The following is a 14,070-nucleotide window of genomic DNA, read 5'->3' on the forward strand; positions in this document are numbered from 1 at the left end:
TTGAGTCAAGCGCAAGTAAAACAGGGTGGGTTACCCCAGAGGCCGCACAGAGCTGGAACGCTGCGACCCCTGGGGTAGCCCACCCTGTTCACTGAATGGCAAGCTACCAAATTAAGTTACGGTACTTGTTTCCTTTCTGGCCGTTGATCGTATCACCTCATCCATTCGCTTTAAGGCCACCGATTGGCCAATATATATGTGCCAAATAAAAACCAGATCGAATAACAGAGCTGTCAACCACCAGACATACAGGAAACCTGCGGCAGTTATGAGTAAAGGCCATATAACAGACTCGTCGTCAATAGACTCGTACGATTCAATATGCCCGTAAATCATTCCTACAATGGTTAATGTACCTAATACAATGAGAGGAATTACGCCGGTTGATGGCCATTTCTTGCTCACATAATAAACGATAGTAACCATTGTAGTAATGGCTATGACATGCACACTGCCCGTAGGAGTAATAAAGCCTAATGCATTATCAAGTATGTATTTAAGTTTCTTCTGTGGAAGGTCATCTTCAGGTACAACAAAAAGGAAAAGCATAGCACAAAAGAAATAAATACCCAATGCGCCTACTCGCCACATATTGATCCGCGTTAATCGGGGAATTCGGCTGGTAACAGTAACTCCGTATAGTAATAACGTGGCACCTAATACATTGTAAAAAATAAATCGTTCACCTCTACTGCCATAATGTGTTCGCTTGGGATCTATGTATTCAAACACTGCCCTGATGAGAAAATAGTCGACAGTAAACAAGATGAGTCCGATTCCCAAATAAGGCAGGATTCGACTCAACCATTTTGTCCATTTGATATCCTTTGGTGGCTTTGAAAATTTGGACAGAATGCCGTCGGATGTATTGCTACTCTTAGACGCATCCGGTTTATTAATTACGGATTCGATGAAATGTCCAAAAACAGCATTGTCGTCCCAGTAGTCAACGTGGGCTTTTCCTGGAAACGGATAACGTATGAAGCCAAAATCGTGTTCTTCTTTAAAATTAAATAGATGCTCAAACCCACGATGGTTGAGCCAATCACGGGTATCGTTAAGTTCAAATCCAATCGGGTCACCGCGGTCATAATAATTTCGCCATTCTATCTTCTTACTCAGGGTGATCTTCGGTGCAGGCATTTTTGACTCAAACAGTTCCGGCCAGAGAATCATGTGTTTATCTAATGGTGAACCTAAAGTCATAAAGCCACGAACATTATTGATCCAAGGTGATGAAGTAGGCTCGCGCAATGCTTGTAGCAACCCTAAAAAAGCGATAACGGTGCCTTCGCTATGGGCCACCAGATGAATATCCGATTTGGGGTAAGTCTCGTGAACACTTTTCATTACAGAAGAAAAAGTATCTAGAATTTTTTGCCGTTGTATGCTGAATTCAGCGACAAGCTGTACATCCCCCAGGTAATCATTAAGTAATTTTCCCAAGTCAAACGTAAATAGGCCGGCCTTTTCAGCTAAGAAACAAAGTCTTTCCAGCACAGCAATCGTTTGAATCATTTCACGAAAGATCAGTTTCAACAACGTAAAATCAGCTTCGTTGCAATGGGTCTTACAATCTTTTCCTGAATCTTTATCCTTCTCCTGTTTCCATCGCAACCGTAGTCGTTCCACGATGGTGTTCGCCCACCGCTTGGCTTCTTCCAGCGTGTATTGATCGGTAACAACATCTCGTGGTACTTTTGCCCCATAGACCTCAGCAAAAGCCATATGTTCAAACCGCTTGGCTGGATAAGGTGGCTGTACAGAAAAAGTTGAATGACCGGTGTGGAAACTTCCTAGAGGAATGGCTGTTGTTTCGCCAAAGACCTGACAAAACTGATTAACTACTGACTGAAGAGTGGCGAACGTGTGTTGATCACCGACACCATGAATGGTGACAATAACCTGTTTTACTTTATCATCCGGAACCGAAGTCCGGATAATTGTTCCGTCAGTCTGCACATCTACATGTTTAGGTGCATCTGCTCCTATCATCTGTATAGATTCATAATTGAACACGTCATCCATAGTCATTCTGACCGAAGGTTAGGTAAAGCCTTCGGCCTCTCGTCGAAACTAGTGGACATAATACTCTGCCGCAACGGGGATTTTCACGTATTTTTTAGCTGAAATACCTGATCTATAGATGATACGTGATTGTTGCGGTGATACTAATGCGTAGCTTCCTGGATGTTGGGCGGCTGGATGCTTTAGTAACCAACTTTCAAAACCTATCCAACAGTGCCCGCCCCCGTGTTTGGTGGCACTGGGTGAACGGTAACGTAACGAAAGACGGTATTTCATCAACCCCAGGCAACGTGAATCCGCTGAAATAAAGGCTCGTGCATACTGTAAATACAGTATTTTATGAGATTACTTAGTGAAACATCCCCTGATCCTGTTAAAATACCGTACACTTATGAAAAGACAGCCAATCAATTCTTTTTCAACTATGTTTTAACTTTTTTAAAAATTCTTTGAAAAAAATGAATTAAAAGAAGGGCTTTTTGACACTGGGAACTAGTAAAACGTAAAACCCGCGTTCAGGCTTCCCGACATTCGGGTAACTCATCAGGGCAGAACCATCCGGCAAAAAGTGACATTGAAAACAAAAGGAGCCAACCTGGTCATCAAATTCGACTAAGCCATTACCCTTACCGCAATGAACGTCTTCAAACAAACCAAACCATTGATGTCATTGCCCGATGCCGAACGCTGGGCCAATGATGCACAGGTATGGCAGGCCTTCAAGCAGGGAAACCGCGAAGCGTTTGAGTTTTTGTACCAGCAAAATATCCAGCATCTGATTCAGTACGGGTCTAAAATCACCAGCGACAGAAGCCTGATTCAGGATTGTATTCAGGATCTTTTTGTCGAGTTGTGGGACAGCCGGGAAAACGCCAGTCAGGTGGCGTCTGCCAAGCACTACTTACTAAAATCACTCCGCTACAAACTTATTCGGTATCTTCAGTACACGCCAACGGAGACACTGGAAGAAACCAAGTTTGTGACTGATTATGAAAATGGCGAAAGCCAGTTGCTTCAGCAGGAAACAGTACGCAGCCAGGGCCATCTGTTGGCCGCAGCCCTTAAACTGTTACCCAAACGACAGCAGGAAGCCATTCATTTGCGGTATTTTGAGGAACTCAGCAACGAAGAAGTGGCCCAGGTTATGGGCGTCAATTATCAGTCGGCCTGTAAGTTTATTTATACGGGACTTAAAACGTTACGCCATACCCTCCAATTGATTAGCTTGTTGCCACCTGTATGGAGCATTTATCAGTTTTTTAAAATTCTTTGAAAAAAATGGATTAAAAGAGGAGGTATTTAACACTGGGTAGCAGACAACACGCTCAACCATGTTAAGGGACTTCTCAAGCTACGAAATCGAGGACTTTGCCTTTGATGAAACGTTTCAGCACTGGGTGCTGGAGCCCGATTCGCCACATCGCGAATTCTGGGAAAAATACATTGCCAGCCATCCTCAGCAAACCGATAAACTGCTGGCTGCCAGGGCGCTGGTTGTTGAATTGAAAAACAACCCAGCTTCGGCTACCGACAACGACCTGGCTCCCGTTATCTGGCGAAACATTCAGGCTCGTATTATCCCCGTCCGACGAATAGGCTGGCAACCCTGGGGCCGTTGGCAAGTGGCGGCTTCGGTTAGCTTGTTGCTGTTGCTGGGTGCGGGCCTGTGGTGGCAATTCAATCAATCGACGACAAATCCATCCCTGGTTTTGTCAAAGTTTAGCACCAATGAACGGCTGCTCGAAGAAGTAAACCGCACAGAAAATACGATCCGGATTCATTTACACGATGGCACGGTGGTAAGCCTGGCCAAAGACAGCCGCCTGACCTACCCCCGAACGTTCGATGGTCGACAGCGGGTCGTTTATCTGAGTGGAGAAGCCTTTTTCGAGGTAACCAAAAACCCTGACCAGCCTTTTTTGGTGTATGCCAACGAAACGGTAACGAAGGTACTGGGAACAAGTTTTCGGATAAAAGCCTACGCCAATGCCCCTAAAGTGGTTGTTGCGGTTCGTACAGGTCGTGTTTCGGTATTTGCCCGGAACGATTTTGAATCCAGTCCGGCAACAACACAGCCCAACGGTGTCGTGCTTACCCCCAATCAGCAGGCCGTTTTCTCGCGGCAGGAAGCGCAGCTCCAGAAAACCCTGGTCGAACAACCCGTATTGCTTGCCACGCCCGCCGAACAACCGTCCTTCAACTTCGACAACACACCCATCGGTGCGGTGTTTGCCGTGCTGGAAAAAGCCTACGGGGTGGATATCGTCTATGATGAAACCCTGTTCGCCAGTCGAACCCTGACGGTGAGCCTGGAGGACGAGTCGTTGTACGAAAAACTGGATGTGATTTGTAAAACAGTGGGCGTTTCGTACCAGATCATTGATACACAGGTGATTATCGAACGCAAAAACAACGGTAATCCATAATTTTCAATGAACCCTATTACCCGGTAACCGCCAAAATAAAGGGTCGGCAATGTGTCCAGCATTACCGACCCCAACTTGACTTCCCAACGCATCCGTGAAAGCATGCAGGGAATTGTTTCGCTGATCCATTTTCCAATTAAACCCACAAAACGATTAAAAGTATGAAAAAACTTCGACCCCTGGTTCAGGTTACATTAATGACGATCAAATTCTCCTGCTTTCACCTATTCCTGGTCATGCTGACCGTCGGGATCAGCGACGCAAAAGAGAGCTATGCCCAGGAGTTGCTCAGTCGACCGGTATCGGTAGTGCTGCAAAACCAGGCTATCCAAACAGTACTGGGCCGGATTGAAAAAGCGGCTCGCGTTAAATTCAGCTACGAGCCCTCGCTCATGAACAGCAAAGAGAAAGTAACCCTCATTACCCATAATGAGCCGCTTTCTACGGTGCTGGACCGACTGCTGAAGCCACTCCAACTGAGCTACGATGTCTCGGGCAAATACATTATTCTGACCCCGACGCCCCGGTCGTATGAAGGTGGGGCCGAAAAAAAAACCGCCCCTGCCATTGATCTAACCGTGACGGGTAAGGTGTCCGACGAAAACGGCGCGGCTCTGCCAGGGGTTAGCGTGCTGGTAAAAGGGACACAAAAAGGAACGACTACCAACGCCGATGGGGCATTTTCGATTGCGGTGGCCGATGCGTCGTCGGTGTTAGTGTTTTCGTACGTGGGCTATCTGTCGCAGGAGGTAGCCGTTCGAACTGGCAGCGGCCAGGCGCGGTCGGTGGTCGATGTGCAACTTGTCTCGTCGGATAAATCACTGGAGGAAGTGGTGGTAATTGGCTACGGTTCGGTTAAAAAATCGGATATAACCGGGTCGGTGAGTAGTATCAAAACGGCCGATCTCAAAGGCGTTCAGCTTACGTCGATTGATCAGGCACTACAGGGCCGGGCCGCCGGTGTGCAGGTTACCAACGGTGATGCTACGCCAGGAGCCAGACCCAACATTCGCATTCGTGGAACTAACTCACTGGGAACCAGTAGCGAGCCGCTGTTTGTGGTCGATGGTTACCCCAGCAACGAAGACATCGCGTCGATCAACCCCAACGACGTGGAGTCTATCGAAGTATTGAAAGACGCATCGGCCACCGCCATTTATGGATCGCGGGGGGCCAACGGGGTTATCCTGATTACAACTAAACGCGGGAAAGCCGGTAAACTGTCGGTCGGCCTGGAGGTCTATCGGGGAGTTGCCTCCGTTACCAAAACGCTGGATGTGATGGACGCCCGTCAGTATGCCGAATACCGCAACGACGTGATCAAAAACGTGGGCGCACCAACGGCCAAACCCTTCGCTTCGCCCGCCACGCTGGACTATCTTTCCAACAACACCACCGATTGGCAGAAGGCCATGTTCCGGGAGGCCCCGGTCTCCAGTCTTCAACTCAACATGAGCGGGGGCGACGACAAAACTCGTTTTCTGCTAAGTGGGGAGTATTTCAAGCAGGAAGGCATAATCCCGAACACGGGCTTTAGCCGGGCAAACCTGCGTTTTAACTTTGACCGCCAGATTTCGACCAAATTGAAGTTTGGGCTGACTACCGTGCTGGGCCGTACCCTCGCCAACAACACCCGCGTAAACACCAATGGCGGTACGGCGGGGGGCGTGTTGCTGAACCTGCTCCGGTTCAACCCGGCGGTACCGGTGTATGATGCCAATGGGAATTATTCGTACAGCAACAACCTCATTAAAGATGCCAATTCCGACCCTGGCGCAGATGTCGATCAGTTGGGCAACCCAATTGCGTATGCCCAACGGGTGGTTGATGCTAACTACCTGAACCGGGGTCAGATCAGTATGTTTGGCGAGTACGACATTAGGCCGAACCTGAAACTCAAGCTCCTGTTAGGGGGCGAATACCTGAACAACTGGCAGAATTATTACGCGCCTTATGACCTGTTCGAGCAGGCGCAGAACATTGGTACGGCCTCGCGATTTAACCGGGTTCGCACCAACTGGCTCAACGAAAATACCCTGACCTATACCCAAGAGTTCGGTTCAAAGTTCTCGATAGCGGCCCTGGTTGGGTTTTCGTTTCAGCAATTCAATGATGAATCCAATACGGCTACAGCCACCAATTTTTTCACCAATGCCTTCACCTTCAATAACCTCGGCGCTGGCGGGGCGGCTACCGTAACCGCTACGGCGAGTCAGAATCAGTTGAACTCGTACTATACCCGCGTCAATGCCCGGCTTTTCGATAATCTGCTGGTAACAGGTACATTACGGGCCGATGGTTCCAGCAAATTCGGCGCAAACTACAAATACGGCTATTTCCCATCCGGGGCTGTTGCCTATAAACTGGCGGATCTGGCGTTTCTGAAGAACTCAAAAGTTATCAATGACTTAAAGATACGGGTTGGCTATGGCGTTACGGGGAACCAGGAAATCGACCCGTATTTATCGGTCTTTGGCTATGATCTCGCGGGTGCATTTAGTCCGGGCGTTCAGCCGGGGGGGCTGGTGTTTGGCACAACCCGGCAGGTAAGCGTAGCCGCCAGCCGCCCGGCCAACCCCGACCTCCGTTGGGAACAAACGGCCTCGGCCAATGCCGGGATCGACGTGGGTTTATGGGCGAACCGGTTAACCGTCACGCTTGATTATTACAAAAAACAAACCAAAGATCTGTTGTGGAGCGTGGCGCTACCCGCCACCACGGGGTTTAGTAATGCCTTCAAAAACCTGGGGTCAATCGAGAATGAAGGGATCGAACTGAGTTTGTCGGGTACACCAATTACTACCGGTGCGTTTCGGTGGAACTCAACACTGACGCTGGCTAAAAACAAGAACAACGTATTAAGCCTGGGAACAGAGCCGCAGCGATTGCTCGGCTCCGCGCTGTTTGAAGCCCTCATCACGCGTGACAACTTCATTATCCTAAAACCCGGCTATGAAATTGGGAAGTTTTATCTCTACGATTTTCAGGGTATCTGGCAGTCACAAAGCGAAATAGATGCGAGTACGCTTAGCACGGTCTATAAAAACAGCCTCAAGCCGGGCTATGCCAAATATCGCGATGTGAACGGCGACGGGACCATCAACGCCAACGATAAAACCATAACCGACGGGTCGGCATACCCCAAAATTGTGTTTGGTTTTTCCAATACATTCTCCTACAAAGGCTTCGAGCTAAATGCCTTTTTGCAGGGGCAGCAGGGTAATAAAATTCTGAACCTCAATAAATACTGGCTCGAATACCCCGTCACGTCCAATAAAAGCATCGAGGTGCTGAACCGCTGGAAAGGCGAAGGCACGAGCAATTCCCTTCCGGCCGCCGGGTTTGAAACCAGCCGGTTGCTGGCCCAGGACTTTCTGGAAGACGGGAGTTTTGTTCGCCTGAAATCGCTCTCACTATCCTATCAGCTGTCGGGCGGCAGCAAGCTGCTCCAGGGGCTTAAACTTAGCTCGGTACGGCTATACGTGACGGGAACCAACCTGTTTACACTGACTAACTACACGGGTTATGACCCGGAGGTGAATTCGTACCGGGGTAACCTGTTTGTGCAGGGGATAGACCAGGGCGCATACGCAGTGGCGAAGTCGTTTATTGTTGGGCTAAAAGTCGGGTTTTAATCTCTTCCACGCGAAAAAAAACGAAACTATGAAAGCGATTATAAAATTAATAGTTGTTGCCGTCGGCCTGTTTACGCTGGCTGGTTGTAAAGAGTTTTTAGTTGAAAAAACCTTTACCAATCTTAACCAGAATATCTACCCCAAATCGGAAGGCGATTTGCGGGTATTGTGTAACGGGCTGTACAACATGTTTGCCGTGAATGAGCATTATGGCCGGAGCTACCTGATTCTGTCCGATGTTTATTCGGACGAACTGACGACCATTGCGCTCAGCGGCCCGCGCTATGAAATACAAAACACGCTGATAACCCCGGCCAACACGGAACTGGCCATGGTATGGTCACGGAATTTTACCATTATTTCGAGGGCCAACGTAGTGGTGCAGCAGGCCCCGACGGCCCCACTGCCCGAGGCTAAAATTCAGCCGTTTGTGGCCGAAGCGCGGTTTATTCGGGCTCTTTGCTACTTTGAACTGGTCAAGTTTTTTGGCGACGTACCCCTGATCCAAAGTCAGCCAACCAACCTCGATTCATTGCTGGCGTTGAAACCGGTTAGGTCCCCCCAGAAAGATATTTACAAACTCATGGTGGACGATCTGAAATTTGCCGAAACGTACCTGCCCAAAGAAAGTGCCATTCCGGCCACCTATAAAGGATTAGCCAGCACTGGAGCAGCTTCGGCCCTACTGGCCAAAGTTTATTTGACCAGAGCGTACCTGCCGTTTGCAGAAGCAGCTGACTTTCAGGATGCGGCTGCCGCCTGTGCCAAAGTGATTAATTCGGGTTCCTACGACCTGTTTGCCAATTATGCCGATGTGTTCGACGTAACTAAAAAGAACGGCATTGAGCATATATTCTCTATTCAGTACGATCAGGCCCCAAACCGGTCGGGAGCGATGACGGCTTTTTTAACTCCCGTCCAGGTATATCCCCGGTCGTTTGGCGTATTCCCTGCCGAGCGGAAGTTTTATAATGACTTTCCGGCGACTGATGTGATTCGTAAAAAGTTTGTTTTTTATGACCAGGGCGTGGGCATTGGCGGGGCAAGCTACAATTTTCTCACCACGCCAACGTCTACCCCATTTTGCGCCAAGTACCGCGACGATGTATTAGCGGCTGCCTCCACCAACGACCGGTGTAATTACTTGATAGTGAGATTTGCCGATGTGCTGCTGATGCACTCCGAAGCCCTCAACCGCGTGAATGCGGCTGAGGCCAATAAGTACACAGGTATCAATCGGGTTCGGGCACGGGTAAAACTTCCTCCCCTTTCCGGGCTTGATCAGGCGGCTTTTGAAAACGCGGTGCTGGATGAACGCCATTGGGAGTTGTGTTTTGAAGGTAAACGCCGGGACGACATTATCCGAATGGGCAAATTTGTTTCGATCCTGACTGCTGCGGGCAATACCAATGTCAAGGAGTTTAACCGCTATTACCCCGTGCCACAGTCAGAAATTGACATCAACACCAACCTGAAGCAGAATACGGGGTATTGATCGACTCACGATTGCCTGGTAACCACCAGTTGATAGCAAGGTTTGGCTACCAGGCAATCGTGAATTAAGCTACTGGTATTAGTTGGTTCTAGCCGATCCTCAATACGTACAATTTAACACGCAACACCCCGAATCGCACAGCGGCTGTGATTCGGAAAGCACCTTACATCATCGTAATGAAAAGACAATTGATCGTCAGTATTAAGGCCGTTGCCGCTTTGTTTTTTATCTCTTTTTCCACGGTTTTTGGGCAATCCGTTCCTGAGCCCACGATCCGCTACCTGAACGAATTTACGTTCGGCGATACAGCTCGGCTAAAACTTACAGGTCCGGCACGGGTCATTAATGTGGAGGGCCGGAGGGGCTTGAATACGACGAGCATTCATAGCGTGTTGACCCTGAAAGCGCACAATATGAACCAAAAACGGGGCACGGTATCCATGTGGGTTATGTCGCTGGAAGAGTTGGGGACTTCGGGCTTAAAACCGACGATGGCTAAAAGTAACCCGTACTGGCAGATGTACCCGTTGCTTTCCGATAGTCCTGACCCGCAGGATGTTGTAAGGGCTAATTTTAAGCTGGTCTGGATGAATGCCTGGCATCCAAATCTAATCGCCCTTTTCGGGAAGGATAAACTATACGAAAATGCGTTCGACTTACCCCATAAAGCCCTGGTTGAGGTAAGCCATTTTGCCTTTAAAAAACACAAATGGTACAATTTTTCCCTTACCTGGGATTACGACAAAGATGAATATCGCCTGTATGTCAATGGCATTTCAATTGGTAAAGAAGATCAGTTTAAAAGGCAAAAATTTCATCGGGACTCGATCAACACATCCCTGTACCTGGGAAACCCGACGTTGTGTTATTCTGACATCAAGTTTTATTCGACAAGTCTCAACGAAAAAGAAGTATACGGCTTATTCAGAAAAGAAGTGACCCGCTTTGACGGGCCGCTGGAAGAGGAATTGCGGCACACGTACGCTGGAAAAAACAGCAAGCCCTTTCAGTGGAAACTAGACGCTAGCTGGAAGCCAAAACTAAGTTTAAGCCTTACCAAACCGGCTGATCTGGATAGTTTGCATGTGCAGGGAAAACCGGTTCAGGTGGCGATTACGAAGGAAGGTTTACTGATTGAAACCGTTGATCGGGAGATGAATGCGGCTGTACTCGATTCGCAGATGTACGTCTGGACTAAAAAACCTTTTGAAGGCAATCTGTACGTAGAATACGAGTATAAGACCCTCCGCTCCGGTGGCTTAAGTCTGCTCCTGACCCAGGCTTCGGGTATGAATCGGGAAGACTTTATGACCGATTATCCCTTACGAACGAGCGGGCGCATGACCATGATTTATGGCGAAGATGTGCGTAGTTACCACTGGGAATATTACCGGGAAATGGCCGATATGCGAAATGACCTGGACAACTCGGCCTTGATAAAACAACCGTGGAATTACCCGCTGGCGTTTGCCACCCGAAACGCTCCCGTCGCTAAAAACACCTGGCACAAACTGCAATTCCTACAGATCGGTAACAAACTGGTTGGCGCCATCGACGGGATCATCCTATTTGACTGTACCGACGACAGTTTCACGAACAATGGTCCCGTTTTGGACTTTGGTCGAATTGCGATTCGCTGCATGTTGCGCTCAAAAATGGTTTTCAGAAACCTGAACGTTTATACGAAAGAACGAATACAGACAGAACGACTACTGGAGGGTGAACGGATAAGAAAAACCAAAGACGGAGTACGGTTTAACCTAAACTGAGCAATCGCTTACGCCATCATTCAGACGTAAAAAAAGTAATGACCCAACGCCAATACATTCGCTTTCTCCAGCCCTCTTTTACCCTGTTAGTCAGTCTCCTGTATGCCTTGAGCCTGAGGGCTCAGCAAGCCCCGGTTCGCTACTGGAATCAGGATACGCAGCTGATTCCCTGGCGGATGCCGCTGCCCACAGATGCGAAACGAGTAAAACGGGTCGATCTGGACAAAGACGGCGACCCTGATCTGATTTACAGCTTTGTACGGGATAACGTACCCATCGTTTGGATTGACGACGACGATGACATGAAATCGACCGATCCGGAAGGCGATGCCGACAGCGATTGCCTCCTGATTGATCGAAATAAAGACGGCCTGTATGCCGGGCCCGGCGACTTTTCGATTGACTGGTGCGATGAAAATAAAGATGGCGTGGCGGATATTCAGGTCATCGTCAATAATGGCCGTGCTTCTGTCCGCAACTTCTTCGACTGGTCGGCCGAGATCATGTACATCATGGACGACGACAAAGACAACATCATGCACTTTGTGGATTGGAACACCATTTCCATGCTGGCCTGGGAACATAACGGACACGCCAATTTTTACGAAGACTACCACGGCAATACTTCGTTTATCAAAATGCACGCGTCTTCGTTTCGCATAAACGACTTGCGGTATAGCTGGGAGAACCCTTTCCTGTTTTACGACTCCGACGGGGATAACCTTTCTGAAATGGCGATCCGGTTTGTAAATACGCCGACGTTCCGAAGTAAAGGCAATACAAATCCGGCCTTTGCCAATATCGACACGGCCTACGATGTGCATTTCAACGGTAAAATGGATTACGTGGGCTTAACCTGGGATCTGGACAATGACAATTCGCCGGGAAATGAATTCGACTTCGATATGAGTATCTTGCTGAAAGGGGGAGGTTTTGATTATTTCAGTCAAAAACACCGGTTCAGCAGCCTCAAAGGATTGGGTAAACAAGCTGAATTCTTGTTTTATGACAAACGCTGGCGGCAGTTGGACGAACTGATTTATCCCGACCGGAAGCAAGCCTGGCCGTTGACGTTTGATAAGGGAAAGTGGACCGAATGCAGCCTCGTTTTTGACGAGGACGATGATTGCAACCGCTGGGAACGGGTCGAGTTTTACGAACCCAAAGACCTCTATAAGTTGGGGAGTGGCAATGGTGGTCTGGATAACAACGCGCAGGCCGATGCCGTGGGCGACCGGGGCGAATTTGATACTGATTTTTCGGGCAAAGGCCAGTTATACATCGGTGCATTTGATGGTAAAATTCATCTCGTCGGGGCCGAATGGGGCGCGTGGCGCATCGACCAAACGGCCTTCTCGTTTCAGGGCTACGGGGGCATTTACGACCGCTGGCGGGGCAAAGGCCGGATGCAAACCGAGCCCAAACAATTTGCCCTCATCAGCTATGCCGATACCGATCAGAATGGATTTGTCGACAAAATTCGGTACGATCTGGACGGGGATAAAGTATTTGAGGATAGTGTTTCGCTGAAAGAAATCGGGGTGAACGATGTGCAGGCTACCTTTTCTAGCAAGTCACAAACGATTCTAAAATCCCAGGAGCAGTTTAAAAAAATGGTCGACGCCAACTGGCTACGGGCAAAGCAAGCCATACAACTGGCCGAAAAAATAGGACTGCCTACGCATTGGTACAATTTTTACAAAAAGCCTGCTTCTCTGCATCAAAAATATGACTACGGCTTTTGGCTAAACTTCTACCTCTACCACGATTTGAGGGATCACTACAAATCCCAAAACAACGCAGCGCAGTTGAAAAAACTTGACAAAGCCTATTACTCCGGTAACTGGAGCCTGATGAATTGATGGAGCCATTTTGCCTTATTAACTACAAGTATTTGCCGGAAAGTTTATGAATATTTACGTTCTAAACCCCTCCAATCCGTGATTATCAAGTACGCGATTGTCGTTGTCTGTTCGCCGGGACGAAACTTCGTTACCCTGCTGCTTTATACCGAAGATATCTGGCAATATGCCTACCGGAGTTCCTACCGTCGACGCGGCCCGGTAAGCATGGCGGCTATCGGCGCTGTCGATTTGGAGCTTGGTTTGTTGTTCAGTCCCAGCCCGGATAGTAGTTTTCGGCACTCGGATAAAGACGAACAGGGGCTGGTTGACCTCTTCAAAGAGAACGGCATTCGTACATTTAAAATTGACCTCGTCCAGATTCCCGACAAAACCGCTGAAACCAACTTTCGCAAGTTTCACGATGCGGTCATGGCGGGTACCAACCATCAGGTAATTTTCAACATGGACGTATTCGCCACTACCATGATGGCTCAGCCACTGGCCAGCCTGCCTGCCGAAACGTTCCGGACAAATACCCTCATCCAGACCTCCCGGACGGTTCAGCAGCCACTCCACAGCGGTCAGATTGTCCCCATTGGCGACGAACCGAGCGGTAAAGGCTGGACGGGTTTTCAGTCGATCAGCACCAATACCGACAGCTTTTTGCTGGTGTTTCGGAAGGATTCACCGATTGGTGTGCAGGCCGTTCGCACCAGGTTACCGGCTGGCAAACGCATTAGGCTGCAACCCGTGGCCGGTGCCGGAAAAGCGACGGAGGTCGTCACCTGGGAGAATGGCAGCATAACGCTGCCATTGTCGACGCCAAACAGTTTTGGTCTCTTTAAATACAAAGTATTGCCCCAAACCCGATAA

Annotated in this window: 9 protein-coding genes; 8 read left to right on the forward strand and 1 reads right to left on the reverse strand. The window is 48.8% G+C overall.

Annotated features, from left to right (window positions below; all coding sequences use genetic code 11):
- Positions 1-111: 111 nt before the first annotated feature.
- Positions 112-2,028 (reverse strand): hypothetical protein, encoded by a 1,917-nt coding sequence (locus CRO74_RS18875; protein WP_144035947.1) that lies wholly within the window; start codon positions 2,026-2,028, stop codon positions 112-114.
- A gap of 146 nt (positions 2,029-2,174) precedes the next feature.
- Between CRO74_RS18875 and CRO74_RS31335 the strand changes: the two genes are divergently transcribed.
- From CRO74_RS31335 to CRO74_RS31830, 8 genes are all read left to right on the forward strand, one after another.
- Positions 2,175-2,336 carry a glycosyl hydrolase gene (locus CRO74_RS31335; RefSeq protein WP_144035948.1) on the forward strand — a complete coding sequence of 54 codons (162 nt, stop codon included), beginning with the start codon at positions 2,175-2,177 and terminating at the stop codon, positions 2,334-2,336.
- Positions 2,337-2,662: 326 nt separating this feature from the next.
- The gene (locus CRO74_RS18880) at positions 2,663-3,301 is read left to right on the forward strand and encodes an RNA polymerase sigma factor (protein WP_097127869.1); all 639 of its coding nucleotides are present in this window, start codon (positions 2,663-2,665) and stop codon (positions 3,299-3,301) included.
- A gap of 58 nt (positions 3,302-3,359) precedes the next feature.
- On the forward strand, positions 3,360-4,454 hold the full coding sequence (locus CRO74_RS18885) for a FecR family protein (RefSeq protein WP_097127870.1): 1,095 nt from the start codon (positions 3,360-3,362) through the stop codon (positions 4,452-4,454).
- 161 nt (positions 4,455-4,615) lie between these two features.
- Positions 4,616-8,089 carry a TonB-dependent receptor gene (locus tag CRO74_RS18890; RefSeq protein WP_097127872.1) on the forward strand — a complete coding sequence of 1,158 codons (3,474 nt, stop codon included), beginning with the start codon at positions 4,616-4,618 and terminating at the stop codon, positions 8,087-8,089.
- Positions 8,090-8,117: 28 nt separating this feature from the next.
- Positions 8,118-9,584 carry a RagB/SusD family nutrient uptake outer membrane protein gene (locus CRO74_RS18895; RefSeq protein ID WP_097127874.1) on the forward strand — a complete coding sequence of 489 codons (1,467 nt, stop codon included), beginning with the start codon at positions 8,118-8,120 and terminating at the stop codon, positions 9,582-9,584.
- Between the two features lie 176 nt (positions 9,585-9,760).
- On the forward strand, positions 9,761-11,353 hold the full coding sequence (locus tag CRO74_RS18900; RefSeq protein WP_144035949.1) for a DUF1961 family protein: 1,593 nt from the start codon (positions 9,761-9,763) through the stop codon (positions 11,351-11,353).
- 38 nt (positions 11,354-11,391) lie between these two features.
- A complete protein-coding gene (locus CRO74_RS18905) occupies positions 11,392-13,215 on the forward strand; it encodes a hypothetical protein (protein WP_097127877.1) in 1,824 nt (607 codons plus the stop codon).
- Positions 13,216-13,293: 78 nt separating this feature from the next.
- Positions 13,294-14,070: a hypothetical protein gene (locus CRO74_RS31830; RefSeq protein ID WP_218840227.1), complete on the forward strand. Its 777-nt coding sequence runs from the start codon at positions 13,294-13,296 to the stop codon at positions 14,068-14,070.

The sequence above is a fragment of the Spirosoma fluviale genome, from assembly GCF_900230225.1.
GTDB classification, from domain to species: domain Bacteria; phylum Bacteroidota; class Bacteroidia; order Cytophagales; family Spirosomataceae; genus Spirosoma; species Spirosoma fluviale.